The sequence below is a fragment of the Pseudomonas sp. PIC25 genome, from assembly GCF_002286785.1.
GTDB lineage: Bacteria > Pseudomonadota > Gammaproteobacteria > Pseudomonadales > Pseudomonadaceae > Pseudomonas_M.
On the sequence record NZ_MUJY01000071.1, the window covers coordinates 1 to 24,332 of the forward strand.

Sequence of the window (24,332 nt, forward strand, 5' to 3'; positions counted from 1 at the left end):
CATTCTTGGCCAAGACACCGGAGCGGGTTATTTCATATTTCAGGCATGCGCCCGTACAGTACGCAGCCTAGATCGTGTATTTGATTGCCGGGTTAATAAGCCAAATTCACTATGCGATGCTAGAGAATAGCGGCTACACGCACTTTCCTGTCGAAAGGCACATTCACATCGACAAGGCTGACTTCGATGTTTTCGACAATTCGCCTGACTTCTGGCCACGCGCGGAAAAAATCGTTACCGAGCTGTACGAGCGACGAATACATCCCAGCATTACGGAAAAAAACGGAACAGCACACCTGACAATTGCAGCTTTTGCTCCAATTCCGATGCTGATGAAGCTTGGTGCACTCTTAGGTGACAAGACGGAAGCCAGCGTCTTTGATCTCCCCAGTGAGCGCTGGCTGTGGGACAAAAACGCTGCCTGTCCTGCGCCGCAATTTACTTACACGGTCCCAGAGGTATTGGGTCGAGAAGCAGGAGCCGTTATCAGCATTTCAAACATAGCTGTTCAGCCATCCGACCTACCTGTTGTTGAGTTCCGAGCAGTAACCCCCAATCGTGGAATCATTCGGCAAGAGGCGCACGTTCAAGAATTCCGGCGCCAGTTCAACGCCTTCGTGTTGAGCTTGACTCGAGCAGGAGTGAGAGTCCTGCATCTATTCCCCGCAACACCTCTGTGCGCAAGTGTAGAGATCGGGCGCATGCTGCTACCAAAGACGTTTGAAGAGGTATTTGTGTGGGAGTGGCAAGCGCCCGCATGGCGAAAAACGCTGCAACTTCTCTGACCTCGTAGTCGGCTATGTCGATAGGACTACTATATGGGCAGGATGCTGATGAAACGCCAGGCACGGCCATGATGCCGAATGCCATGGCTATGCAGCATGATGCTCCCGCTTCAATTCAATAACCCTGTTGCACTCAGCTCCTGCAACCGCCCATCCAATATTCGTAAGAAGAAAGATCGTCCTCAGTGGCTGTGTTCTCAGCTACCCGATCAAGAATGTAGTCAAACAAAAGATCGTGACCAACTGCCACTCCCTCATTTCCGCAATATTTGCATGTATGCCTCTCCCCATTCTCAACAACGATCCGTTTGAGCGGTTCGGGAGTTACACAGTCAATGCAGATCATCTTTTAATCACTTTATTGATCACTGATTTGTTGGCTGCACAACGCCATCATCCAAGCTTGGGCCTAGAGCGATCAGGCAGTAGCCAAAATCTGGCTTCAGTCAATTAGGGCGTTTCCGGTCGACCAGCGACGGGATACTCGATCTACTTAACTAGCCAGCAAACTTATGGTTCCCACGCTCTGCGTGGGAACGCCGCCAGGGACGCTCCGCGCGCCCCCAGAGGAGAACTCACAGGCATAGCTGCCCATCGGCACTGCTATCTGCTTCACCAAGCAGCGGGCGGCAGCGCCGAAGTAGAAGGACTGATCACGCTGGCCCAGTGGAGCGTGACGCAGAGCGTCACAGGCTGCATTCCCACGCAGAGCGTGGGAACGATCGAATACCGTCAGCAACCGTGAGATAGGCAGCATTTCCAGGCATTCTTCTCCCGGCAATCCGCTACGTTCCTTGACCGTCCCTCACCCAGTTCCTACCCTCGCAGCCCAGCGCCTAAGAAACGCTTCACATAGCGGCAATACTGCTCCCGAAAGCGGCGGTGTATCCCTTGAGGACATGGATATGCCTGTATTCCTTCGCATCAACGCAAACGCTTCACCCCTCCCGCCCTCTTTCCCCTCCACCCCGGAGGTGCGCCATGTCTGAAGAGGTGCTGGCTCCCACCGTTTTCACCCGCCACAAACGCCACCTGCGCGCCGTGTTGCTGGAGGACCAATGCTGGTTCTGCGCCCGCGACCTCGGCCGGCTGATGGGTATTCCGCTGTTGGAAGAGCGCGTGCACCGTCGCCTGGATGACGACCAGCATTGCCGCGCCTGGCTGCGCGACGGCCAGGGCGAGTACGGGGATGAGCTGCTGATCAGCGAATCCGCCCTCTATGCCGTGCTCATCCACTACTACCACCCGGAGAACCGCTGCATCCGCCAATGGATCACCCAGGAAGTGGTTCCGGCCCTGCGCGACCAGCACCAGCAAGACCACCACCAACCCCGCCGCGAAACCCTCCCACGGCCCGAGCCAGACGCTGACGGTGCTGCACTGGCAAGGCATGGTCTGGGTGCCGTACCGGCAGTGGCCCTCGCTGGAGCGATGAGCCCGCACCCGATCGTTCCCACGCTCCGCGTGGGAATGCCGCCCGGGACGCTCCGCGTCCCTTCACCCGACTCAAGGACGAACACATGGGCCGTAGCCGCTACCTCATCACCGAACCGGACCAGCCGCACTTCCTGACCTGCACAGTGCTGGAGTGGCTGCCGCTGTTCACCCGCCCTGCCCTGGTGGACATACTGCTCGACTGCTGGCGCTACCAGCGGGCTCACCAGGGCCTGCGCCTGTACGGCTATGTGGTGCTGGAAAATCACCTGCACTTCGTGGCCCAGGCGCCGGAGCTGGATAAGCGGCTCAGCGCGTTCAAGTCGTACACGGCGCGAAGGCTCGTCGATCATTTGGAGCGCAGCGGTGCCGAGCGGGTCTTGCAGCGGCTGCGCTTCGCCAAACGTGCTCACAAGGTCGACCGGGTTTATCAGCTCTGGCAGGAAGGCTCGCATGCGGAGCTGGTGTGCAGCGAGGCGGTGATGCGGGAGAAGCTCGACTACATCCACCTCAACCCGGTGAAGCGCGGGTATGTGGACCGGGCGGAGCATTGGCGTTATTCCAGTGCCCGGAATTATGCCGGGGTGGAGGGGTTGATCGAGGTGGACCGGTGGGACTCGTGACGCAGAGCGTCACAAGTGGCATTCCCACGCAGAGCGTGGGAACGATCGGGCAGGTGTGGGGCTGACCGAAGTGGATCGCCGGAACTCGTGACGCGGAGCGTCACAGGCGGCATTCCCACGCGGAGCGTGGGAACGATCAGTGACCGCGCTGCGCCCACAGGCACTTTGGCGTCGAATCCAGGCATTCTCCCCGCAGGCGTTGGGCCTATGGTGACGGGCCGTTCATCCCTTCGATCTGGAGCTGATATGTCCGACTTCATCACCGTGCTGCGCGAAACCTGCCCCACGCCCGTGCTGGATGCCACCAAGTGGAAGCGCATCGGCGGCGACCCGCATACCGTGAACCTCAACGCCTACGTCTCCCAGGACGGCAGCAAGATCATGGGCACCTGGATCTGCACCCCCGGTAAGTTCGAGGTGAATTACGAGAAGTGGGAATACTGCCATTTCCTCGATGGCTATTGCGTGATCACGCCGGAAGGCGAAGCGCCGATGCACCTGAAGGCAGGCGACGTGTTCGTGATCGAGCCTGGCATGAAGGGCACTTGGGAAGTGGTGGAAACCGTGCGGAAGTATTTCGTTTTCGCCTGACGGCTGTTCGTTACCGACTTGCCGTATTGGCTGCTGTCGCCATCGCGGCGACGACTTTACGGTCACCGTACGTCGGAGTCTGGGGTGGACAATGCTTCGCTTGTCCACCCCGCCCCTGGCAGCATCGGTCTGACCGGCCCCTCTGGCTCTACCATTGCCCCGAGAGCAAACAGGTCAGCGCTTCGATACCGCTGAACCTGTACCAGGGCCGCGGATCGTCACAACTGGTCGCCAGCGAGGCGACCGACACACCTTGGGCGCTTTCTACCTGGGCGAACACCGATGGAGCCGTTTGCTGCGACTCGCTGACGACCGCAACCGGCGTCTCGGCCTGGGCTGGCGAACGAACCACGTTGGCCTGGGCAGGAAGCGTCGCCACACCGAGGGCGGTCAGGGAGAGGCTGAGGCATAGAGCCTGCTTGATCTTGTTCATGATGACGTCCTTTTGGCTGGATACCGCCTAACCTCGGCGGTCAGTAAGACGGTACAACGGGGCTTATCCAGACCCTATAGAACAGGGGAGCTAATGGCGTTTGGATGGCATTTGGTGACGAGTACCGGGTATAGAGCATCAGCCGGATTTCCGCTTGGCCATCCTCCGCAATAGAATTCCTTCTCCAGGAACTGATCCTTTGACTTATCCAAGGCCGGAAAATGCAATCCCAAGATTTCTTTTCGCTGTCCTCAGCAATTATTGAACTCATCCAGAAAGCAGCCCCTCTTATTGGGCTTGCGCTTGTTTTTATCCTTTATCTCTGGAGCTGGAGAAGAGCCGGATCGGCATTCTTCATCCTTCAGCGATTCTGGAGCCTACTGGGAGGAAATAAGGAACTGTCGGACCCTGATCTTTCCGAGGCGTGGAAGAACGTAAAAGATTTTTACTCCATGCGGCTTAGGACCGGAATAAAATTCAAAAGCAAGGAACATCTGGAACAGACTTTGGCTTGGTTCAAAGAGAACAGGATCGGCCTGGAAGAAGTCATGCCCATTCGTTCGTACTTTGACGTAGACAGCCTCGCAGTCAGAGATCCAAACCTGAAAACCAAAAAGAAAGAAAATTGGTTCCTCGGCATTATACTTTCATTGGCTATCGGCCCACTCATTGTCCTCGGGATACCAGATCGCGCCTTCTTGATCGTTAAATCCACGGACACTTGGTTTCTAGCCAACAAAGGGACCGCCCACTCATGGAATCCGTTCTCATGGTCCATTACAAGCGATGACTGTAATAAAGAAATCCCAGAGCTTTTGGATCACGACCAAAAGGTAATTTGCGAACTAATTACAAGCGAAGACGCCACTTACATCAAGAAGACGATCTTTCAGCAAAGAGCGTTCGGTGTGCTCATGGGCACTTTTGCAGGATTCCTTATCATCGGCCTCGCCATCGCATGGTCCAAAGCCAAGACTGCACACGACCTTAGGCTCCGCATTATGACGAAGAAACCGGAACAACTTTTATTGTTCCCGTAGAACTCGCCACATCATCGATACGGAAAATTCAAAGCCTCGGCGCCTCGGCCCCCGCCACCGCCGAACGCTTCCCCGGCACCACCTTGCGCACTGTATCGACGAACGGCATGACGATCAGGCTGTACAGCGTCAAGTAGCGGTGGGCGTCCTGTTCCGCCGTGCCGAATGTGATGTCTTCCGGCTTGGCGGTGGTGACATAGAGGGTGCCGAACATCCAGTCCCAGAGGGACAGGTTGGTGCCGAAGTTCTTATGGAAGTGCCTGGGGGCATCGCTGTGGTGGATCTGGTGCTGGGCGGGACTGTTCAGCACGTGTTCGACCACCGGCCCGAACGAGAGCCAGACGTGGCTGTGCCGCAGGTTGGCGGCCAGGGCGTTGCAAATGAACATCAGGTAGGTCACGCCGAACAAGGTGTAGCGGCTGATCTCGCCGCCGCAGGCGTACCAGAAGGCGCCGGCATAGGCGCCGATGCAGACGGCTCCGACCAGCTTGCTCACTACCTTTTCCAGGAAGTGCACCCGGCTCGCCGTTGCCGGCACCAGTACGGGAGCCGAGTGGTGGACCTTGTGGAACTCCCACAGCCAACTGCAATGAAAAGCCCGGTGGACCCAGTAGTGGACGAAGTCGTTGACCAGGAACAGGCCCAGTCCGTACAGCAGCGACAAGGTGAGGTTCTGCCCCAGCTGCGGACGCGCTCCCCACAGGTTGGTGAAGAAGGCGATGTAGTCGGCGGAACGCAGGATGTAAGGGTCCACCAGGCCGACGATGGGGATCACCAGCGCCACTTTCAGGACGGCCCGCACGAAGTAGTAGCGGTAATCCAGCAACGCCGAACGATGCCAGTGCACCTTGCCGCCGCCGATGAATTGCCAGAACGAGCCCGCATCGGTCAGGCCGCGCTGTTTGCGGTAGCGGAACAGGCCATAGGCCACGGCGTAGGAGATGCACAGGAACAACACGCCGAAGCGGCCGTTCAGGTCGAAGATGCCGGAGAGCTGGGCTGCGATCGGTGCGATCGCCCAGGCGTTCAGGTAGTGATGCAGGGTCTCGAAAACGCCCATATACGCACAGGCCGGCCCAATCGGAAAAGGTGGCGGATTATAAGGGTAAGCCGAATCGTTCGTATATGAGAGCGCATCTCAGCTAAACAGCGGTGCAGCTCTCGCCTTCCGCCGCCCGGCACCCCACGGATGCCTCCCGCCCCCTGGCCCGTTACAATGCGCGCCTTGCCCGTGCCTTGCCTGATAAAGAAGAAAGCCATGTCCCTGCCCAAACACCATCTGGAACTCCTCAGCCCTGCCCGCGACGTGCAGATCGCCCGCGAGGCGATCCTGCATGGGGCCGATGCCGTTTATATCGGCGGGCCGAGCTTCGGGGCGCGGCACAATGCCTGCAACGAGGTGAGCGATATCGCCCAGTTGGTGGAGTTCGCCCGTCGCTACCACGCGCGGGTGTTCACCACGCTCAACACCATCTTCCATGACGATGAGCTGGAGCAAGTGCGCACCCTGGTGCACCAGCTCTATGACGCCGGCGTGGATGCGCTGATCGTGCAGGACATGGGCATTCTCGAGCTGGACATCCCACCCATCGAGCTGCACGCCAGCACCCAGACGGACATCCGTACCCTGGAGCGGGCGAAATTCCTAGACAAGGCCGGCTTCTCCCAACTGGTGCTGGCCCGCGAGCTGAATTTGAAGGAAATCCGCGCCATCGCCGACGAGACAGATGCGGCCATCGAGTTCTTCATCCATGGCGCGCTATGCGTGGCCTTTTCTGGCCAGTGCTACATCTCTCATGCGCAGACCGGCCGTAGCGCCAACCGCGGCGACTGTTCCCAGGCCTGCCGCCTGCCCTACACCCTGAAGGACGACCAAGGCCGCGTAGTGGCCTATGAGAAGCACCTGCTGTCGATGAAGGACAACAACCAGAGCGCCAACCTGCGTGCCCTGGTGGACGCCGGCGTGCGCTCGTTCAAGATCGAGGGGCGCTATAAGGACATGGGCTACGTGAAGAACATCACCGCCTATTACCGCCAGCGCCTGGACGAGATTCTCGAAGACCGCCCGGACCTGGCCCGCGCCTCCAGCGGCCGTACCGATCACTTCTTCGTGCCCGACCCGGACAAGACCTTCCACCGCGGCAGCACCGATTACTTCGTCAACGAGCGCAAGGTCGACATCGGTGCCTTCGACTCCCCCACCTTCACCGGGCTGCCGGTGGGCCATGTGGAGAAGGTGAACAAGCGCGACCTGATCGCTATCACCCAGGCGCCGCTGTCCAACGGCGACGGTCTCAATGTGCTGGTGAAGCGCGAGGTGGTGGGCTTTCGCGCCAACATCGCGGAGTTGAAGGGCGAGTTCCTGGAAGATGGCGAGAAGCGCTGGCGCTACAGGGTGGAGCCGAACGAGATGCCCGAAGCGCTGTCCCGGCTGCGGCCGAATCATCCGCTCAGTCGTAACCTGGATCATGATTGGCAGCAGGCGCTGCAGAAGACCTCCGCCGAGCGCCGCATCGGTGTGCGCTGGCAAGCGACGCTGCGCGAGGAGCGCTTGGCGCTGACCGCCACCAGCGAGGAAGGCGTGAACGCCACGGTGCGGCTGGAGGGCCCCTTCGGCGCGGCGAACAAGCCGGAACAGGCCCTTGAGCAGTTGCGTGATTTGCTGACCCAGTTGGGCACCACCATCTACCACGCCGAGGGCGTCGAGCTGGATGCGCCGCAGGCGTTCTTCATCCCCGCCTCGCAGCTCAAGGCGCTGCGTCGCGAGGCCATCGAGGCACTCACCGAGGCCCGCGTGGCGGCTCATCCGCGCGGCGGGCGCAAGGCCGAGAGCGATCCGCCGCCGGTGTATCCGGAGGCGCACCTGTCGTTCCTCGCCAACGTCTACAACCAGAAGGCCCGCGACTTTTACCACCGCCACGGCGTGCAACTGATCGATGCGGCCTACGAGGCGCACGAGGAAACCGGCGAGGTGCCGGTGATGATCACCAAGCACTGCCTGCGCTTCTCCTTCAACCTGTGTCCGAAGCAGGCCAAGGGCGTCACCGGCGTGCGCACCAAGGTCGCGCCGATGCAGTTGGTGCACGGCGACGAGGTGCTGACGCTGAAGTTCGATTGCAAGCCGTGCGAGATGCACGTGGTCGGCAAGATCAAGGGCCACATCCTCGACCTGCCCCAGCCCGGCAGCGCTGCCGGCCAGGTTGTTGCCAGCATTACGCCTGAAGATTTATTGAAGACCATCCGCAACCGTCCTGGGCGGGCGTGACGGGCTGGGAGATCCTAGTCCGTAGCCCGGTGTGTGCAGGCCGAAAGCTATGAGCAGGCTCGAAAATCCGCCCTCTCACCCAACCCTCGGCTTGGGCATCCTGCGTCGCTCTACCTCCTACATCCCTGTAGTTGTCTCCCCAGAGGGGCGAGGGAGCAATTCGTGTGGGCTCGCAGCTTTCGTGTAGGGGCAAGTCCATTCGCCCGGCGGAGCATCGCCGCTCTACCCAGGTGCCATGACCCAAGCCGCCACTCAAGGCGTGCCGAACACCGCTGTCCAATAGATGCCCGCGTCGCTTTTCGGATCGACCGCGTAGGCGGCGCCTACTTCGCTGAACTGCGGGTTCATCAGCACGGCGCAATGGCCGGGGCTGGCCAGCCAGCCGTCGACCACCTTGCGAGCGGTGTCGAGACCGGCGGCGATGTTTTCGCCGATCTGCCGGCCGTTGTAGCCGGCCAGTTCCGCCCGGTCGCCAGGGGTGCGGCCGTCGCGGTCGCGGTGGTCGAAGAAGTTACCGTTGGCCATGGCCCGGCTGTGGGTTTCGGCGGAGGAGCCGAGGGCGGCGTTCCAGGTCAGCGGCGCCGCCGCGGTGAAGGACTGCCCGCCGCACTGGCGCGCCTGGGCGCGAGCCGTGTTGAGCAGTTGCAGCAGTTGCTGCCCTTCCGCCTGCCAATCGCCCAGACGCCCGGTCAGCAGCGGGCGCGCCAGCACGATGCGCCAGTCGCGGTCCTGGCGGCTCACGCCGATGTCGACGAACTGCGGATCGAGCACCACTTGGCAGAAGGTCTCCCGCAATGCCTTCATGGCCGACTGGGCGTCGCGCGGTCCGGAGAGGCTGATCGCCTGGACGTTGACCATCGGGTAGCCGGTACCGGCCAGCGCCTGCTGCAAATCCCCCACGCCACCGGCCGACAATACCAGTCGCGAATCGGGCGCCAGCGGCGGCAGCGGCTCCGACGCGCGGCCGGCACACCGCTGGACCTCGCTGCGGTAGGCATTGATCGCCTCGACCAGTTGCGCTTCCTCGGCCGCCATGGCGGCCGCGCTGACGACCAGCCCCAGCCAGAGTGCAGCGAAGCGTGAAAGGAACGACATGGCGCGCATGGAACTCTCCTTCGACCTGATTGCAGCCATGATGCGGGATCGGGGCCTTTTCGCGCCATGGCTGGATTGCCGTGTGGAATGATCGTCGGCCATGGGCAATCCCGCAGCCGGCTGGCTATGATCATGCGTCATGACCCAGTCACCGCCCCTCCGCTCCCCCTGCCCGCCCGGCACCTGCAACTGCGGGCGCGAGCAGTTGCTGGAAACGTCCGGCAGCGGCGTACGCATCCTGTTGCTGACCCGCAACGAGGAAAAGCGCCTGCTCGAGCGGCTGGAAAACCTGCGCAGCCTGGACGACCTGCACCATATGCAGCGACGGATGTACGAGCAACTCGGCATCCGACTGACTGTCGAACCCGGCTACAACGAAGTGCGCAGCATGCGTGGCATTGCGATCCATATCGACGAACAGCCCGGCCTGTGCCGCAAGACCCGCCAGTCGATCCCCGCCGCCATCCGCCGTGGCTTGGAAAGGAATCCGGAAATCGCTTACCGCCTGCTCGACGCCCACGACCTGCTGCGCGATGCCTGAGCCCCAAAGCCGCCCCGTAGGAGCCAGCTCTGCTGGCGAAAAGAATCGTAGCCCGTATAAGCGAAGCGCAATCCGGGACAAGACATCATTGTGCTAGCATCCTGCGCCCTTCATTTATCCCGAACGGATTCACCATGCTCAATCGCTTCCTTTCCATTGCCGCTGCCGCCCTGATTCTCCAGGGATGCGGCGTTTCCATGCCTCGCTACGAGCCGAACTTCGACAACGTGCAGGCACTGAAAAGCCAGGCGCCGCTGGCCAAGCTCAGCTCACCGGAGGTCGTAGCCGACTCGGGCCAGGATTCGTTGTCCGCCCGCGCCAACCCGATCCGCAGCCCGGAAGGCTCGGTAAGCAAACACGTGCAGAACGCACTGGAAAGCGAGCTGCGTCTGGCCGGCCTGCTCGACCCGGCTTCATCGCGCCGCCTGGGTGTACGCCTTCGCCGTAGCGAGCTGAATGCGCCAATCGGAACCGGGCACGGCGTAATCAGTGCGGATTTCGATCTACGTGACGGCGACCGCTCGCTGTACCGCAGCAACAAGACGGTCAGCGACGCCTGGAACAGCAGTTTCGTGGGCGCCATTGCCATCCCGGCGGCGGCGAACGCCTTCAACCCTCTGGTGCGTAAGCTGCTGGCCGAACTCTATCGGGACCCGGCGTTCATCAAGGCAATGAAGGAATAACAGGGAATATCGGCGCGCCCGCACTGGGCGCGCCGAACTCGATCAACCGCGGAGCGGAAAAGGGATCTGTGCGTACTTCAGGGCCTGCCGCTCGACCATTTGCTTCAGCAGAGCCGTGAGCTGGCGACGGAAGCTGTCGTTGACTGCCTCGGCTGGCGTGTATCCCATCATTGGGATGAACACGAGGCCGATCCAGGTACGGATCGACTCGTCGTTCCGCTCATTGGATACCGGCTGCCCTTCCGGATCGAGCACTTGCAACGTCATGGCGTATTCGTCTTTCACCGTGGCCGGAATCACCAGAAAGGTGAAACCGGAGATAAAGCCGCCGATCATGGCCGCGCCAGTCGAGCCGCTGTTATACACATCCAGCTTGAGGGTGTAGTCGCCCGGTTGTTTCTGGAATTCGTCCAGGGTGTAGCGGCTGAACAGACCGGAGTCGCGAAGCGTAGCCTCCAGTTGCGGCTTGAGCATGTCTCGTGCCTGGGGAAGCGCTATGGCCTTGGGGTCGCCGGCTTTGCCTTGGTAGAACGTGAAGTCCACGAACACGCTGGGACGTTGCTGGTAGCTGGCCATAGACGGCAGCTGGGTTTCCGGAATCTTGTCGCCGGGAAAGCTGGCACAGCCGGTCAGAGCAAGGACCAGTGCCATGCCCAACATCTTCAGCTTCATTTCGATTCTTCCTTGTCAGATAGGGGATTTCCGCCGCTCCAGGCTCCCCATCGCAGCGGAGGCGCCACTTTATTGAAGGAAGGATATAATAGCAATTTGCCAACATTCCTTGTGAAGCGGAAAGGTCGCCACCTCACATTCCCGCCCCCGCCTCATGGTTGAACCGGCCCGGTTCGACCGTTCAGCGGCTTGCCCCGCTCTGCTTCGAATCAAATCCCCAAGCCCCACTCTAAGCCGTGCCGTACTCCCCCTGCGGAAGCTCGCCGTCTCCGCATTTCTCATGGACATTGCGCAAGGAGATGCACCTATGTCTCGCTTCATTTCTTCGGCGTTCAAAGCAATTCCCTTCACGTTCCTCAGTGCTGCCGGCACGACGGCCGGGGCCGTCGACTTCCTGGTCACCACCGAGAAGGATCAGTTCGATGGGCAGTGCAATGCCCATTGCTCGCTACGCGATGCGGTGCAGGCGGCGAACGAGCTGCCCGGTGCGGACCGCATCCTGCTGGATGCTGCCACTTACATCCTCGATCGAGCGGCACCGGACGAGAATGGCGTCCCTCTCGAGGAAGACGACAACCTGAATGGCGACCTGGATATCCGTGACGAACTGGCCATCCAAGGGCTCGGCGAAGCACGTACCGAAATCCACGGCGAAGCGTTGAACGACCGGATCGTCGAGGTACGACCCGACGCCAAACTTACCCTCGTGCGATTGAAGATCAGCGGCGGGGCAGGTCACATCAACGGAGGCGCACTGGAAAACCACGGCGAAGCCATCCTGAACAGAGTGACGCTCAGCGATAACCAGGCTCTTGCCCGTAGAGCCGACGATGCGGGCAATGGCGGCGCCATCGCCAACTTCGGAACGCTGGGTATCTTCTCGTCGATGCTCGTCCGCAATGAAGCCAAGGCTGGAGAAGGCACCGGCTATGGAGGCGCTTTGTACAACCAGGGCGACGCGTTCGTGCGAGACACCCTCTTCAGAGAAGGCCGTGCGGATAACGTCTGGAGAGAAAGCGGTTCAGGCGGGGCCATTTATAACGTCGGCCGGGTCGATATCGCCCGTAGTACCTTCATCGGCAACTGGGTGGGCGAATTCGGTAGAGGGGGCACACTCGTCAACGATCGGGCAGGCGCTGTGAAGTTGACCAACACCACCTTCAGCGACAACGTCGCCATATCGCCGGTGATCGTCAACGAACAGCCGAACCAGGCCGGCACGCCCAGCCTGGAGCTCGTTAACGTGACGATCGTCGATAACATCGGTATCGGTGTTTACAACGGCGGCCGGCTGCGTATCCGCAACAGCCTTATCGCCGGTAACTGGGATGAGATGGGGGAATATACGTACCCCTGCTGGAACAGTGGCAATCGCTATCGGTACGAGGCCATTGGCCTGGTGCTGGGTGACGGCGGAGGCAACTGTTCTGCCGATCGCTACGTTGAAGACCGCCACACCCTCACCCGTCTGGTTCATCCGCTGACCGCCTTCGACGAACGCACCTACGTGCATGCGCTGCGCTACAACAGCATGGCCCTGGATGCCGGGGTCGGCTCCTGCACCACCCACGATCAGCGCCGCCGTCCGCGCCCGCGTGACGGTGACGGCGATGGCGTCGCCGTGTGCGATCTGGGGGCCTACGAGCGGGCCAGGCCATAAACGCCTCATGCTGCCAGCAGTGCCTGCAAGGCCAGCGCATCGGCCGTCGCGGCGCCGCTGGCGGTGTTGTCGAAGATGCACCAGCACTGGATGCCCTGGGTGCGGCATTCCCGCAGTTTCTCCGCCAGGTCCATGAGTTGGGAGCGTTCATAAGCGGAGTAATAGATGCGCGGCGAGCCGTGCAGGCGATAGTAGCGTAGGCCGTCCCAGCCTCCGGGCGTCAGTGCCAGGCCGAGCGGGTCCGGGTCGGCGGCAACCCGGGCGATGCGTTGCGCCTGCAACAAGGGTTCGGCATCCAGCCAGCTCCGATGGCGCGGCTCCAAGGCCAGGGGCCCGTCGTAGCGCTGGCGCAGCCCGGTAAAAAAGGCGTCGGCGAGCCGCGCGTCATATTCCAGCGACGGCGGCAGTTGAACCAGCAAACAACCGAGCCGCTTTCCCAGGTTGCGGCATTCGCCGAGAAAGCGCTCCAGCGGCTCGTCGCACTCACGCAGGCGCAGCTCATGACTGATCCGCTTCGGCATCTTCACGGCGAAGCGAAAGTCCTCCGGCACGCTCTCGGCCCATTTGACATAGGTGGCAGGCCGGTGCGGGCGGTAGAACGAGCTGTTGATCTCCACGGCCGGCAGGCGCGACGCATAGCGCTGTAGGTGCGTGCCCTCCGGCGCGAAGGCAGGCCATTGCTCGCGGGGCAGGCTCCAGCCCGCACAGCCCAGGTGGATTGAGCCGCTCATCGAGGGATACGTCATCGGCGTGTCCTCCTGTTGCTTCGAGCCCGAAACGGCAGCACGAATTCCGTACCTCCCCCCCCGAGCAGCATCTTGTTACCGATTCGCTCCGACACTGGCGCGGCCTCGCGAACGCACCCCGGCGATCAGGGTCCGACTCCATGGGCGCCAGCCGAACGGCGCCCTCTTCGCTCAACGTGCCCTGGAGGTCGGATGGACAAGACGGATCGCGCCGGCTTTGCCGTTTTCTGCGTGGCTATCGTGTTTCTCGCGTTCGTGGCCGGGGCGTTCCTGATGCTGTCCAGGACGTTTCCCTTCCGCTATTTCGACGACGCCTACAAGGCAGCCCAGGCGACCATCAACCAGCTGTCGGCCACCGACCTGTACACCGAGACGCACCTGTGGCGCGAAGCGCGCCGTAGCGAACGCGGCGTCACTCTGCACGATCCGCAGCGGGCCTACCCCGGCGTGACGCTCTACACCTCCGGCGACGGTAGCTACGCGCAACTGATCGACATGGAGGGCAAGGTGCTGCACCGCTGGGAGCTGCCCTACCGCGAGATCTGGCAGGAGAACCCCGAGGGCCGGGCCCCGCGGCCAGAGGACCGGATCTACTGGGACAAGGTTCGCTTGCTGCCTAATGGCGATCTGCTGGTGGTGATCACCGCCGACAACGACACGCCCTGGGGCTACGGGCTGATCCGCATCGACCGCGATTCGAAGCTGATCTGGGCCTACCACGGCGCAACCCACCACGACCTGGTGCTCACCGGCGATGGCCGCATCGTCACCCTGAGCCACGCCTTCAGCGAGGAAGACATTCCCGGCCTGCACGGCCTGGAACGGCCCTGGCTGGACGATTTCCTGGTGACGCTGGACGCCGCGACCGGCCGCGAGCTGAACAAGGTCTCGCTGGTGCGCGCCTTTCTCGATTCGCGCTACGCCGAGCCGCTGTACCAGACGCCCAGCTATGCCGTGGCCGACCCGCTGCACGCCAACAGCGTCGATTATCTGGACGCGCGCGCAGCGCCGTTTTCGCCCCGGCCGCTGGCCGTCCCGGCCAAGTGCTGATCTCGTTCCGCAACATTAGCGCCGTCGCCCTGGTCGATCCGGTAACCGGCACGCTCAGCTGGGCGACACGTGGTCCGTGGATCGTCCAGCACGACGCGCGAGCCTTGCCCAACGGCAATCTCGGCCTCTTCGACAATGCCGGCAACTACCGCGAACGCAACATCTCGCGCCTCATCGAGGTGAACCCCAGCAGCCATGAAATTGTCTGGAGTTACGAGGGAGACGATGCGCACCCCTTCGAGAGCTATGTGCGCAGCTCCGCCGAGAGGCTGCCCAACGGCAATCGGCTCGTGACCGAATCCGACGGCGGCCGGCTCTTCGAAGTGACGCCCGACGGCACGATTGCCTGGGAGTTCGTCAACCCGGTGCGCGGAGGCGAGAACGACCGCTACATCCCCATCGTCTCCTCAGGACAGCGCCTCGCTTACGGAGAGCTCGACGCGGATTTTCGCCGCCTCCTCGATAGCCCTGAACAAGGTGAACGCCATGACCCCTGATACCCAGCGACACACCAAGCCTTTCGCCCTCGCCGCCGTCGCCGTCGCGCTCTGGACCATCCTGCCGCTGGCCGCCCACGCCTATGTCGGACCCGGCGCCGGGCTGGGTCTGCTGGCGGCCCTCTGGGGGCTGGTCGCCGCTGTCGGCGTGGCGGTGTTGTACGTGGTGATGTGGCCGATTCGCCGCATGCGGCGCCGGCGCAAGGCGGAACAGGCTGCCGCGGAGAAGGCGGCCCAGGAACCCGCACCCGCGCAGCAAACGGCCGGCGACACCCACCCGGCCCCCGCACGGCGCAGCGAGACCGAATCGATGCGCCACTGAGCGCCGCCCCGGCACACGCCTCCGCAGAAGCGCTCCCGTGTGCCAGCAGACCTGACGAGAGGATGCCATGGGACTACTGGACCTGCCCGCACCGCTGTTCGCCGCCCTCGATGAGGGCATGGCGTTGGTCTTTCCACCGGCGGCCCGCCTGCTGCTCTGGGCCACGCTGGCCGGCGCCGGAACGCTGCTCCTGTACCGCTGGCTGTCGCCCCAGGCCGCCATCGGCCGGGCCAAGCGCGAGGCCCGCGAGGCGCGCCAGCGGCTGCACGAATTCGACGGCGAGATCGGCGAAGCCGGCCCGCTGATCCGCAGCCAGTTCCGCGCCGCGTTCAGGCATCTCGGCCTGGTCATCCTGCCGACGCTGATTTCCATGCTGCCCCTGCTCGCCCTGCTCAACTGGATCGACAAGGCCTACAGCTACGACTACCCGGAGGCGAACCAGGCACCCAGCGTCAACGTGGTGCCCGCCCCCTTCTTCGCCGAATGGCTGGGCGACGGCGACACCCCGGTGCTGCGCGTACGCGCCAGCGGTGCCGATGCCCTGGATATCCCCGTGACGGCGCCGGTGCCGGTGATCGAGCGGCGTCATTGGTGGAACTGGCTGGCGGCCAACCCGCTGGGTTATCTGCCGGACGATTTCGCCGTGCAGCGTGTCGAGATCGGTCTGCCGGAGCGCTCCTATCTGCCCTTCGGACCACCCTGGATGCGCTCCTGGCTGGCGCTGCTGCTACCCGGGATGCTGCTCGTCTCGCTGCTCACCTACCGCTGGGCACGCATCGAATGAGCGCGGCGAGCAAAGCCGCGACGGCGGACAACCCCGGCTTCAGCGTACCGATCTGGATGCACCTGCTGGGCGGCTGGGTCCACCGCAAGCCGCAGACCTGGATCACCCTCGGCAACCTGGAAACCCGCCTGGTACAGGAGGCCATCGACGATCTGCGGGTCGATCGCCCGGTCTATGTGGCCGGCCTGGCGCGCTCCGGCACCACCATCCTGCTGGAGCGGCTGGCCGCGCACCCGTCGGTGGCCAGCCACCGCTACATCGACTTTCCGCCGGTGCTGACCCCCTACTGGTGGAACCGCTGGCTGGCGCTGCTACCCCAGAGCGAGGAAACCGCCCGGGAGCGCGCCCACAAGGACGGCATCGAAGTCACCTCGCAAAGCCCCGAGGCGTTCGAGGAGATGCTCTGGATGGCGTTCTTCCCCGATACCCACGACCCGGCGCACAGCTCGGTGCTCGGCCGCGACGCGACCAATCCAGCCTTCGAACGCTTCTACGACGAGCACCTGCGCAAGCTGCTGGCGGTGCGCGATCGCCAGCGCTACGTAGCCAAGGGCAACTACAACCTGGTGCGCCTGGGCTACCTTCACCGGCTCTATCCTGAGGCGCGCTTCATCCTGGCGATCCGCGAACCGGTCTGGCACATCGCTTCGCTGATGAAGCAGCAGAAGCTCTTCGTCGCCGGCGAGACGGCGGAACCCCGCGCGCTGGAGCACATGCGCCGGGTCGGGCACTACGAATTCGGACTGGACCGTCGCCCCATCAACGTCGGCGACGATGTCGCCACCGCCCGGATCATGGCGCTGTGGCAAGCGGGCCAGGAGGTCGAGGGCTGGGCCCGTTACTGGACAGCGGTGTACTGCCACGTCGCCGACACCCTGGACGCCGACCCGGCGCTGCGCGAAGCCTGCCTGGTGGTGCGCTACGAAGACCTTTGCGCCGCGCCGCAAGAAACCCTGGGCAAGGTGTTCGCGCACAGCCAGTTGGACATCCAGCCGGCGGACCTCGAACGAGCGGCCACGGGGCTGCATGCTCCGGGCTATTACCGACCGGACTTCAACGAAGAAGAGCGGGCGCTGATCGAGGCGATCACCCAGCCGGTCGCCGTCCGTTTCGGCTACGCTCCACGCGGTTGAGCGAGACCGCCGTTTCCATTCGCCAGTGAGGGCTTCTGCATGCGCCATACCTCCGCCACTCCGGGCCCCTGCCTGCAACCGGAAGCCGCGTTGTCGGGCCATCTGACGGTGCTGGTGAGCGGTGCGCCGGATATCGGCACCCGGGTATTGGCCGAGCGCCTGCGCGACGCCGCCGGGTCGGGCAGTCCATCTTTGTCGCTCCACGTCGGCGAGCATCCGCCTCACTGGCTGGCACGCATGAGCGACACCGGCCCGCAACCGCTGGTGCTGCTGGTGGTGGATGCCCAGCGGGGAATCGACACCGAAGCGCATCGTTACGGCCTGTTCGCCTCGCAGTTGGGCGTCCGTCGGTTGCTGCTGGCGGTGACCGGCATGGAGCGGATGGGCTGGCGCGAAGACGTCTTCGCGCGCCTTCGCCACCAGTACCGTGCCTACGCCGAGCGCCTGGGAATCGAACAGCTCACCGCCATTCCGCTCAGTCTCGAGGGGAGCGATAACATCGTCGAGCCGTCCGGCAGACTGCCCTGGTACCAGGGGCCGACGCTGCTGGCGCAGTTGCAAGCGGACACGAAGTTGCCGTCCGACAAGCAGCCGGTGGCCGCCGATGCGCAGCCGCAGGTCGCTGACCAGTTCGCCGCCCACCTGCTCTGGCTGGATGACCAGCCGCTGTATCCGGGGCGTGTCTATCGCCTGCGCCTGAACGACCGCGAAGTGGATGCACGGGTCAGCGAGATCAAGCACCTGCTCCAGATCGACACGCTGGAGCGGATGGCGGCCAAACGCTTGCGGCGCGACGACCTGGCCTTCTGCAACCTGGCACTGGACCAGGCGCTGCCGTTCAATGCCGCGGGCGAATGCCCGGCCACCGGCACTTTCCGACTCTACGAGCGCACCCACGACACCCTGGTGGCGTGCGGCCTGATCGCCTTCGGCCTGCGCCGCGCCACCAACATCCACCGTCACGCCATGAAGGTGGACAAGGCCAGCCGTGCCGCAGCCAATGCGCAGAAGCCTTGCGTGCTCTGGTTCACCGGCCTGTCGGGCGCGGGGAAATCGACGGTCGCGGATCGGGTGGAACAGCGCCTGCAGGCGGCCGGCAAGCGCACCATGCTGCTGGACGGCGACAACGTACGACATGGCCTCAACCGCGACCTTGGTTTCACCGACGAGGACCGGGTGGAGAACATCCGCCGTGTCGGTGAGGTGAGCAAACTGATGGTCGAGGCCGGCCTGATCACCCTGGCCAGCTTCATCTCGCCGTTCCGCAGCGAGCGGCGCATGGTCCGCGAGTTGCTGGAGGACGGCGAGTTCCTCGAAATTTTCGTCGACGCCCCACTGGAAGTCTGCGAGGCCCGCGACCCGAAGGGCCTGTACAAGAAAGCCCGGGCCGGTACCCTGCCGAACTTCACCGGCATCGACAGCCCCTACGAACCTCCGCAGGCGCCCGATTTGCACCTGTCGGCCGGCGAGCTGGACGTCGACACCCTGGCCGAGCAGGTGATCGACCTGCTGCGCCAGCGCGGGATGCTCTGAGCGCCGCACCAGCCTGCGGACACCCCGGGCCCTCCACGCGATCATATCCTTGCGCGGCGTTGTCCAAACTCCGTAAGCCGGTGATCAGTGGAGGCGTCGATCATGTCGAAGGGCGAATACCAGCAGCGCAAGGCCATTCGCCTCGAACGGCTCCGGCGCTTCCTCGCCTGGGCCTCGGCGACCTACCCGGACTTCGTGGCGAAGAAGAACCATCAGGAACAATGGTTCACGCCCTATATCGGCTACCCATATCCGCAGTTCGGCCGTGCGGCCAAAGCCTTCTGGCTGGGGCTGGAAGCACCTGCGGTAGACGCGACCCTGCAGGCACCGGAACCGCAGAGCCTGCTCTGGCGGGTACTGGCCAACGACCGCAACGGCTTTCACTGCACCGTGGACCTGTTCGAGGTGGAGAAGACCTTCGACTGCGGCCCGGTACAAAGCCTGCTGGACCCGGACTGGGCCCTGGCGCTGGCCGACAGCGATTCTGCCGACGCCTTCGCCAAGCACGTGTGCCGACAGGTCGAGACGAAAGTGCGGGGCCGGCTGAAGCGCCTCGAACCGGCTCTCCTGGCGCTGCCGGTAGCGGACCGCGCCCGCGTACTGGAGCGGATGCGCCCCGCCCTGGCACGGCTGGACGATTTTCTCGCGGTGGCCGTGGACACCATCAACGAGGTCCGCCATGAGCTGCGCTACGTGGTCGAACTGCGGCATGGCGATCTTGCTTTGGAGCTGCAACGGCGCATTCCGCCGGGCCAGGGTCATGTGCTCGACGACGAGGAAATCCGCGAGCTGAAGGCCGTCGACCGTCGTGAACTGGAGGACAAGTTCGCCCTGCTGCGGGAAGAGGCCGGCGATTTCGACCTCCGCCTGCTCGGGCACAGGCGGTTGATGGAGATCTTCCAACTGGAGCCGGGCAAGCTGCGCCGGGCGCTGCGCACGGCGATCCGCGATCACCGCGAGAAGATAGCCTTCGCCGAGCTGCTGACGAGCGATCCGCGCTTCATGCACTACCACAAGCTCTACCCGGCCCGGCGCCTGACCCGCCAATGGACCGCCCTGCTCGGCCCGACCAACAGCGGCAAGACGCACCGGGCCATCGAAGCGATGACCCGGGTCACCCATGGCATCTACCTGTCGCCGCTGCGCCTGATGGCGCTGGAGAACCAGGAGCGCATCGAAGCCATGGGGGTGCCCTGCTCGCTGGTGACCGGCGAGGAGGAAATCATTCGCGAAGGCGCGACCCACTTCTGCTGCACCGTGGAAGAGTTCGCCCGCTTCCGCCAGCAGCATTGGGATGTGGTGGTGATCGACGAAGTGCAGATGCTCGCCGACGCCCAGCGCGGCTGGGCCTGGGTCGATGCACTGGTGAGCGCCTATGCGCCGACGGTGCTGATGACCGGACCGGCGCTGATCGAACCCTCACTGCGCACCCTCTGCGCACTCTGCGAGGATCGCCTGGAGGTGAAACGCACCAAGCGCCTCTCGCCGGTGGATGTGGCACGCCATGCCACTACCCTCAAGCACTTGGAACCCGGCTCCCTGCTGGTGGCCTTCAGCCGGCGCACGGTACTGGAGCTGAAGGCGCTGCTGGAGATGTCCGGCAAGACGGTCTCGGTGGTCTACGGCGCGCTCTCGCCGGAAGTGCGCCGCGAGCAGGCCCGGCGCTTTCGCGAAGGCGAGGCGGACATCATGGTGGCCACCGACGCGGTGGGCATGGGCCTGAACCTGCCGGCGCATACGCTGTGCTTCTACACCGACGAGAAGTTCGACGGTCTCCAGACCCGTCAGCTCGGCGTGCAGGAGGTCAAGCAGATCGGCGGGCGCGCCGGGCGCTTCGGTCATCACGACCAGGGCTGCATCACCGCGCTGGACCCACAGGTGCTGAAATCGATCCGCCGGCTGTTCAACAGCCCGGACCAGCCGATCGACCTCGCCCAGTTCCAGGTCCGCCCGTCCATCGACCACCTGGCGGCGATCTCCGGCCTGATGAACGAGCCCAGCCTGCTGCGCGCCTGGCTGACCTTCAACCGCAACATCAACTACGGTGAGTCCTTCATCTCGGTGCTGCCGGACGAACTGGCCGAGTGGATCAAGCTGATCGACCTGCCTGACACCCCGTTGTGGCTGCGCTGGGTCTTCGCCTGCACGCCGATCCGCGGCGGCCTGGACAGCCCGGCCAGCAGCCTGGCCCAGCGCTGGCTGAGACAAGTGGCCCAAGGCGAGGCGATCGAGCTGCCGCGGCTGTTCCTCGAAGCCGACCTCGCCAGCCTGGAAAGCGCGCTGCACATCATCGAGACCTACCTGCATCTGGCGCGGACGCTGCCGGACCAGTTCCCCGCCCTGGAGCGGGCCGAAGAGCATCGCCACCTGCTCAACGAGGCGATCACCCGCGAGCTGTCACGCCGGCGCAAACCCCGTCGCGGCGACCACCGGCGCATCGGCGGCGATGCGCGCAATTGTGGAAAATGTGGCCGGCCGATGCCGGTGCTGAGCCGTCAATTCCGCCTCTGCGAGAGCTGCTGGCGCGAACGCCACTGAGACGGGCCTCAGCCCTCCGGCAGCACCGCAATCAAGGCAGCCAGATAACCCGCACCGCGTTCGCCGATGGCCTGGCGCAGCGCCTTTTCCGCCGGGACAGCCGGGCTGTGGCTGACCGCCCGGCAGAAGCGGTACACCACCTCGACGACGACGGCGGGCTCCGGCGCCCTCTCCGTTTCCGGATCGACATGGGCCAACAGCAGGTGGCGCAGGGTCAGGGTCCTGATGGCCAGGTTCGCGGCCCATTCGACCAGATTCAGACCATAGTCCTGTCCGGCGCTGGTGGTGGAAACGAACGGAAAGCCGGTGCGGGTCATTTCCGCCGCGATGAAGCGCTTCAGGATCGCATTGAGTGCACTGCGCACCTCGCCCTGGTAAAGGACGCGGTATTCGTCGCCCGACGACAGCGTAGCGGCACGACGGCGCAAGGTTTCCGCCACCTTGGGCTGCTGGACGGCCTCTGCCAGCACCTCCAGCAGCGGGTCGGCGGCGAGCGGCTCGGCCGGGATCGCCAGCGAACCGGCTTCGGCCAGCAGGCGGGGAATCGCCCCGGCCCACTGGGAATGAGGCAGGGGCTCCAGCCGCTCGGCCAGAGTGAATCCCCGCATCAGTGCCTGATCGACGCTCGTCCCGGAATCCAGCACCAGGTCCAGAAGCGCTCTCACCACCGTGCGTCGATCGGCGACCTGCAAGTCTTCGAACGACTGGTCGCGCACATCGCCGAGATGGAAATCGTCCTGCTGGGCTTCTTCCAGGCGGAACGGGTCTTCACCGTAGAGGCACAGACGGGCGATTTCAGGGCAGCCCATGCTCGCCGCCTTCACCAGCGAACCGTTGATCAGGCGGAACATGCGCGGGAAATTGGCGCAGATATTGGAAAGGGCCTTCTCGCCGTGCTGCGCATGCACCTTGCAGGCTCCGCCTGTCAGGGCGACGCAGTGGCCATCGGGCCCCTTGGCGATCTGGTAGCCATCCGAATCCTTGACGATCAGATTTTCGTAGAGCGGCAGCGCCTGGCCGAACAGGCCCCGATCGCGCTCGCTGACGGAAATGCGCCAATCCTTGCAGCAGGTGTCTTCGCAGCGATCCACCAGACAGGCAAAACGCTGCACATAGTTGAAAACGTCGACGGATAGTGTGCCCACGGTACGCTCCGGGTCCTGTTTCGAGCCTGGAAGATGGGTGGGCTCCCAGGGAAAAGGGTTCCATGCCGCGACGTTGACCAATCGCCGGTTTACGCTAGGCTGTGCGTTTCTTCCAAGGAGATACCCCATGGCCCGCGCCACTGCCCGTCACATCCTGGTTTCCAGCGAAGCCAAGTGCAACGAACTGAAAGCCGCCATCGAAGCCGGCGCCGACTTCGCCCAGGTCGCCCGCGAACACTCCACCTGCCCCTCCAGCCGCAACGGCGGCGATCTCGGTTCGTTCGGCCCGGGCCAGATGGTCAAGGAATTCGACACCGTGGTATTCAGCGCCCCGCTGAACGTCGTCCAGGGCCCGGTGAAGACACAGTTCGGCTACCACCTGCTGGAAGTGACCAGCCGGCAGGATTGATCACGATCGGCAAGGCGCCTCGTCTCATTCGAAGAGAGGCGCCGCCGCTAGGCAGAAGCCTCGCCTAAGAAGCCGACGCCCCCAGGCCCGGCAACGAGTCATCGACACGCACCTGAATCCCCGTGAACCGCGCAGGCGCGAGCTTCGCCTGGAAGAATTCGGTGATTTCCTCCTTCTCCTTCGGTGTCAACGACAGTGCAAGGCTGTTCGGCCAGCGCCCCTGCTGGAATGCCATCAGTTCCGGGGCGTTCCGGGAGCGTAGGAGTTCCAGGGCATCGCTCCACCAGGTGCGTTTGCAGGCCAGGGCATAGGGGTTGTCCGGCATGGCACAGCCAAAAGCCAGGCTGCGTCCGACCTCGCGCAAGGGCTCTTGCAGGGTACGCAGCTTCCACTTGGCCTGAAGCTTGTCCAGGGGGGACGGGCGGGGTTTTTCGGTGGGAACGTCTAGGCAGAGGTCGATGAGTTCCGGCGTGTACCGCTCGCCGTACATCTCGAAGAACACCGAAATCATTTCGTGGAAGAAGCGCTTCGACGCGGAATAGTGGCGAATGCTTTTCTTCGCCTCGATCAGGGTCTTGCAGTAGAGCGAAAAGGACAGGGCGATCTGCCCGACCACGCTGTCGGCGATGCCGAAGGTCTGCCAGCGATCCAGGCGGCGGATGGCATCCCGCACCAAGGGGCGGTTGCTGGCGGCGAGGCCGTAGACGCCGGACGCGCACAATCTGAGATCATGCGCCGGCATGCCGCCCTGGGTAACGAGCCCCGCGACCAGGCCGGCATATTCGGGCAAGTGCATGGCTTCGCCCCAGGTATGCCGGACTTCATCCACCACGCAGGTGTCATGGTCGATATTGGCCAGCAAGGTCGATGGGTCGGCGAGGAAGAACGTGTCCGTGTCCATGAACAGTGTCTTCTCGGCGTATTCCAGCCCCATTTCCATGACACAGGCCTTGCGCCGATAGATGCATCGCCCCTCCCCCAGCCACCTGTCCAGGACCTCACGGGACAGCGAAACGATTTCGACCGGCCAACCGGAGAAATGCCGGGGCACGTCCGTCATCACCCGGATGGGAATGGAGCTGCGCTCCCGTCCCAGACGCGCCAATGCGGTGAGAATGGAAAACTTGGTTTCGAGGCGATGGTTGCGTTGATCGCCATGGCAAAAATAGAGGATCTGACTTTCCGACTTCATCGCTGACCGTACCTGAATGGCAACAGGGACCGAGCGTTCGGGGAACCCACGACGGGTTACCGACGAGGCCTGCCGCTACAGTATTTGTCCGAGAAGTTGGCTAACTTAGTTCAGCACTGGGGAGTCGTGACGGATTTCTTCGGTATCTGATAGCAACTGCA

General features: G+C 63.4%; 24 protein-coding genes. 17 read left to right on the forward strand and 7 right to left on the reverse strand.

Features of this window, described 5'->3' with window-relative positions:
- Positions 1 to 74: 74 nt before the first annotated feature.
- The 4 genes from BZL41_RS27900 (at position 75) to BZL41_RS08560 (ending at position 3,433) form a co-directional block, all read left to right on the forward strand.
- On the forward strand, positions 75 to 785 hold the full coding sequence (locus BZL41_RS27900; protein ID WP_143518049.1) for an SAVED domain-containing protein: 711 nt from the start codon (positions 75 to 77) through the stop codon (positions 783 to 785).
- 981 nt (positions 786 to 1,766) lie between these two features.
- Positions 1,767 to 2,357, forward strand: a complete 591-nt coding sequence (locus BZL41_RS08550; protein WP_371916502.1) for a Bro-N domain-containing protein — start codon at positions 1,767 to 1,769, stop codon at positions 2,355 to 2,357.
- A complete protein-coding gene (locus BZL41_RS08555; RefSeq protein ID WP_095598899.1) occupies positions 2,306 to 2,842 on the forward strand; it encodes a transposase in 537 nt (178 codons plus the stop codon). Before BZL41_RS08550 ends, BZL41_RS08555 begins: the two co-directional genes overlap by 52 nt.
- A 246-nt stretch (positions 2,843 to 3,088) precedes the next feature.
- Entirely contained in the window at positions 3,089 to 3,433 is a 345-nt protein-coding gene (locus tag BZL41_RS08560) for a cupin domain-containing protein (protein WP_095598900.1), read from the forward strand.
- A gap of 148 nt (positions 3,434 to 3,581) precedes the next feature.
- On the opposite strand, the gene BZL41_RS08565 is transcribed toward BZL41_RS08560, so the two are convergent.
- A complete protein-coding gene (locus tag BZL41_RS08565; protein ID WP_095598901.1) occupies positions 3,582 to 3,866 on the reverse strand; it encodes a hypothetical protein in 285 nt (94 codons plus the stop codon).
- 221 nt (positions 3,867 to 4,087) lie between these two features.
- Here BZL41_RS08565 and BZL41_RS08570 point away from each other — a divergent pair, with 221 nt between their 5' ends.
- Positions 4,088 to 4,906, forward strand: coding sequence for a DUF6216 family protein (locus BZL41_RS08570; protein ID WP_095598902.1), 819 nt, complete (start codon positions 4,088 to 4,090; stop codon positions 4,904 to 4,906).
- Positions 4,907 to 4,934: 28 nt separating this feature from the next.
- Here the strand turns inward: BZL41_RS08570 and BZL41_RS08575 are convergent, their stop codons facing one another.
- Complete coding sequence (locus BZL41_RS08575; RefSeq protein WP_095598903.1) at positions 4,935 to 5,966, reverse strand: sterol desaturase family protein; 1,032 nt, start codon at positions 5,964 to 5,966, stop codon at positions 4,935 to 4,937.
- 198 nt (positions 5,967 to 6,164) lie between these two features.
- Here BZL41_RS08575 and BZL41_RS08580 point away from each other — a divergent pair, with 198 nt between their 5' ends.
- The gene (locus BZL41_RS08580; RefSeq protein ID WP_095598904.1) at positions 6,165 to 8,171 is read left to right on the forward strand and encodes a U32 family peptidase; all 2,007 of its coding nucleotides are present in this window, start codon (positions 6,165 to 6,167) and stop codon (positions 8,169 to 8,171) included.
- 252 nt (positions 8,172 to 8,423) lie between these two features.
- On the opposite strand, the gene BZL41_RS08585 is transcribed toward BZL41_RS08580, so the two are convergent.
- Positions 8,424 to 9,275 (reverse strand): CAP domain-containing protein, encoded by an 852-nt coding sequence (locus BZL41_RS08585; RefSeq protein WP_095598905.1) that lies wholly within the window; start codon positions 9,273 to 9,275, stop codon positions 8,424 to 8,426.
- Positions 9,276 to 9,405: 130 nt separating this feature from the next.
- Here BZL41_RS08585 and BZL41_RS08590 point away from each other — a divergent pair, with 130 nt between their 5' ends.
- Entirely contained in the window at positions 9,406 to 9,807 is a 402-nt protein-coding gene (locus BZL41_RS08590) for a hypothetical protein (RefSeq protein WP_095598906.1), read from the forward strand.
- A gap of 134 nt (positions 9,808 to 9,941) precedes the next feature.
- A complete protein-coding gene (locus tag BZL41_RS08595; protein WP_095598907.1) occupies positions 9,942 to 10,490 on the forward strand; it encodes a hypothetical protein in 549 nt (182 codons plus the stop codon).
- A gap of 42 nt (positions 10,491 to 10,532) precedes the next feature.
- Here BZL41_RS08595 and BZL41_RS08600 read toward each other — a convergent pair whose 3' ends face one another.
- Complete coding sequence (locus tag BZL41_RS08600) at positions 10,533 to 11,162, reverse strand: hypothetical protein (RefSeq protein WP_095598908.1); 630 nt, start codon at positions 11,160 to 11,162, stop codon at positions 10,533 to 10,535.
- Between the two features lie 307 nt (positions 11,163 to 11,469).
- Here BZL41_RS08600 and BZL41_RS08605 point away from each other — a divergent pair, with 307 nt between their 5' ends.
- Positions 11,470 to 12,822, forward strand: coding sequence for a CSLREA domain-containing protein (locus tag BZL41_RS08605; RefSeq protein WP_168190969.1), 1,353 nt, complete (start codon positions 11,470 to 11,472; stop codon positions 12,820 to 12,822).
- Between the two features lie 5 nt (positions 12,823 to 12,827).
- Here BZL41_RS08605 and BZL41_RS08610 read toward each other — a convergent pair whose 3' ends face one another.
- The gene (locus BZL41_RS08610; RefSeq protein WP_095598910.1) at positions 12,828 to 13,568 is read right to left on the reverse strand and encodes a DUF72 domain-containing protein; all 741 of its coding nucleotides are present in this window, start codon (positions 13,566 to 13,568) and stop codon (positions 12,828 to 12,830) included.
- A gap of 192 nt (positions 13,569 to 13,760) precedes the next feature.
- On the opposite strand from BZL41_RS08610, the gene BZL41_RS08615 reads away from it, so the two are divergent.
- From BZL41_RS08615 to BZL41_RS08645, 7 genes are all read left to right on the forward strand, one after another.
- Complete coding sequence (locus BZL41_RS08615; protein WP_095598911.1) at positions 13,761 to 14,618, forward strand: arylsulfotransferase family protein; 858 nt, start codon at positions 13,761 to 13,763, stop codon at positions 14,616 to 14,618.
- Entirely contained in the window at positions 14,612 to 15,115 is a 504-nt protein-coding gene (locus BZL41_RS08620; protein WP_095598912.1) for an arylsulfotransferase family protein, read from the forward strand. The genes BZL41_RS08615 and BZL41_RS08620 overlap by 7 nt, the downstream gene beginning before the upstream one ends.
- Positions 15,105 to 15,437, forward strand: a complete 333-nt coding sequence (locus BZL41_RS08625) for a hypothetical protein (RefSeq protein WP_174706146.1) — start codon at positions 15,105 to 15,107, stop codon at positions 15,435 to 15,437. Before BZL41_RS08620 ends, BZL41_RS08625 begins: the two co-directional genes overlap by 11 nt.
- Positions 15,438 to 15,504: 67 nt before the next feature.
- On the forward strand, positions 15,505 to 16,221 hold the full coding sequence (locus tag BZL41_RS08630) for a hypothetical protein (protein ID WP_095598913.1): 717 nt from the start codon (positions 15,505 to 15,507) through the stop codon (positions 16,219 to 16,221).
- Positions 16,218 to 17,354: a sulfotransferase gene (locus BZL41_RS08635; protein ID WP_218224482.1), complete on the forward strand. Its 1,137-nt coding sequence runs from the start codon at positions 16,218 to 16,220 to the stop codon at positions 17,352 to 17,354. The genes BZL41_RS08630 and BZL41_RS08635 overlap by 4 nt, the downstream gene beginning before the upstream one ends.
- A 39-nt stretch (positions 17,355 to 17,393) precedes the next feature.
- On the forward strand, positions 17,394 to 18,887 hold the full coding sequence (cysC, locus tag BZL41_RS29020; RefSeq protein WP_095598914.1) for an adenylyl-sulfate kinase: 1,494 nt from the start codon (positions 17,394 to 17,396) through the stop codon (positions 18,885 to 18,887).
- Between the two features lie 102 nt (positions 18,888 to 18,989).
- Entirely contained in the window at positions 18,990 to 21,425 is a 2,436-nt protein-coding gene (locus BZL41_RS08645) for a DEAD/DEAH box helicase (RefSeq protein ID WP_095598915.1), read from the forward strand.
- An 8-nt stretch (positions 21,426 to 21,433) separates the two neighbouring features.
- Here BZL41_RS08645 and fliB read toward each other — a convergent pair whose 3' ends face one another.
- Complete coding sequence (gene fliB / locus BZL41_RS08650) at positions 21,434 to 22,570, reverse strand: flagellin lysine-N-methylase (RefSeq protein ID WP_095598916.1); 1,137 nt, start codon at positions 22,568 to 22,570, stop codon at positions 21,434 to 21,436.
- A gap of 127 nt (positions 22,571 to 22,697) precedes the next feature.
- Here fliB and BZL41_RS08655 point away from each other — a divergent pair, with 127 nt between their 5' ends.
- Complete coding sequence (locus tag BZL41_RS08655; protein ID WP_084336348.1) at positions 22,698 to 22,979, forward strand: peptidylprolyl isomerase; 282 nt, start codon at positions 22,698 to 22,700, stop codon at positions 22,977 to 22,979.
- 64 nt (positions 22,980 to 23,043) lie between these two features.
- On the opposite strand, the gene BZL41_RS08660 is transcribed toward BZL41_RS08655, so the two are convergent.
- Complete coding sequence (locus BZL41_RS08660) at positions 23,044 to 24,171, reverse strand: hypothetical protein (protein ID WP_095598917.1); 1,128 nt, start codon at positions 24,169 to 24,171, stop codon at positions 23,044 to 23,046.
- Positions 24,172 to 24,332: the final 161 nt, after the last annotated feature.

Excerpts from the sequence above, each read along its gene's own strand:
- BZL41_RS08645 (WP_095598915.1), top strand. The coding sequence starts at position 18,990 with ATGTCGAAGGGCGAATACCAGCAGCGCAAGGCCATTCGCCTCGAACGG.
- BZL41_RS08570 (WP_095598902.1), top strand. The coding sequence starts at position 4,088 with ATGCAATCCCAAGATTTCTTTTCGCTGTCCTCAGCAATTATTGAACTC.
- BZL41_RS08625 (WP_174706146.1), top strand. The coding sequence starts at position 15,105 with ATGACCCCTGATACCCAGCGACACACCAAGCCTTTCGCCCTCGCCGCC.
- BZL41_RS08585 (WP_095598905.1), bottom strand. The coding sequence starts at position 9,275 with ATGCGCGCCATGTCGTTCCTTTCACGCTTCGCTGCACTCTGGCTGGGG.
- BZL41_RS08560 (WP_095598900.1), top strand. The coding sequence starts at position 3,089 with ATGTCCGACTTCATCACCGTGCTGCGCGAAACCTGCCCCACGCCCGTG.
- BZL41_RS08655 (WP_084336348.1), top strand. The coding sequence starts at position 22,698 with ATGGCCCGCGCCACTGCCCGTCACATCCTGGTTTCCAGCGAAGCCAAG.
- BZL41_RS08555 (WP_095598899.1), top strand. The coding sequence starts at position 2,306 with ATGGGCCGTAGCCGCTACCTCATCACCGAACCGGACCAGCCGCACTTC.
- BZL41_RS08590 (WP_095598906.1), top strand. The coding sequence starts at position 9,406 with ATGACCCAGTCACCGCCCCTCCGCTCCCCCTGCCCGCCCGGCACCTGC.
- BZL41_RS08575 (WP_095598903.1), bottom strand. The coding sequence starts at position 5,966 with ATGGGCGTTTTCGAGACCCTGCATCACTACCTGAACGCCTGGGCGATC.
- BZL41_RS08600 (WP_095598908.1), bottom strand. The coding sequence starts at position 11,162 with ATGAAGCTGAAGATGTTGGGCATGGCACTGGTCCTTGCTCTGACCGGC.
- BZL41_RS08630 (WP_095598913.1), top strand. The coding sequence starts at position 15,505 with ATGGGACTACTGGACCTGCCCGCACCGCTGTTCGCCGCCCTCGATGAG.
- BZL41_RS08635 (WP_218224482.1), top strand. The coding sequence starts at position 16,218 with ATGAGCGCGGCGAGCAAAGCCGCGACGGCGGACAACCCCGGCTTCAGC.
- BZL41_RS08615 (WP_095598911.1), top strand. The coding sequence starts at position 13,761 with ATGGACAAGACGGATCGCGCCGGCTTTGCCGTTTTCTGCGTGGCTATC.
- BZL41_RS08550 (WP_371916502.1), top strand. The coding sequence starts at position 1,767 with ATGTCTGAAGAGGTGCTGGCTCCCACCGTTTTCACCCGCCACAAACGC.
- BZL41_RS08660 (WP_095598917.1), bottom strand. The coding sequence starts at position 24,171 with ATGAAGTCGGAAAGTCAGATCCTCTATTTTTGCCATGGCGATCAACGC.
- BZL41_RS08565 (WP_095598901.1), bottom strand. The coding sequence starts at position 3,866 with ATGAACAAGATCAAGCAGGCTCTATGCCTCAGCCTCTCCCTGACCGCC.
- BZL41_RS08595 (WP_095598907.1), top strand. The coding sequence starts at position 9,942 with ATGCTCAATCGCTTCCTTTCCATTGCCGCTGCCGCCCTGATTCTCCAG.
- BZL41_RS08610 (WP_095598910.1), bottom strand. The coding sequence starts at position 13,568 with ATGACGTATCCCTCGATGAGCGGCTCAATCCACCTGGGCTGTGCGGGC.
- BZL41_RS08580 (WP_095598904.1), top strand. The coding sequence starts at position 6,165 with ATGTCCCTGCCCAAACACCATCTGGAACTCCTCAGCCCTGCCCGCGAC.
- cysC (WP_095598914.1), top strand. The coding sequence starts at position 17,394 with ATGCGCCATACCTCCGCCACTCCGGGCCCCTGCCTGCAACCGGAAGCC.
- BZL41_RS08605 (WP_168190969.1), top strand. The coding sequence starts at position 11,470 with ATGTCTCGCTTCATTTCTTCGGCGTTCAAAGCAATTCCCTTCACGTTC.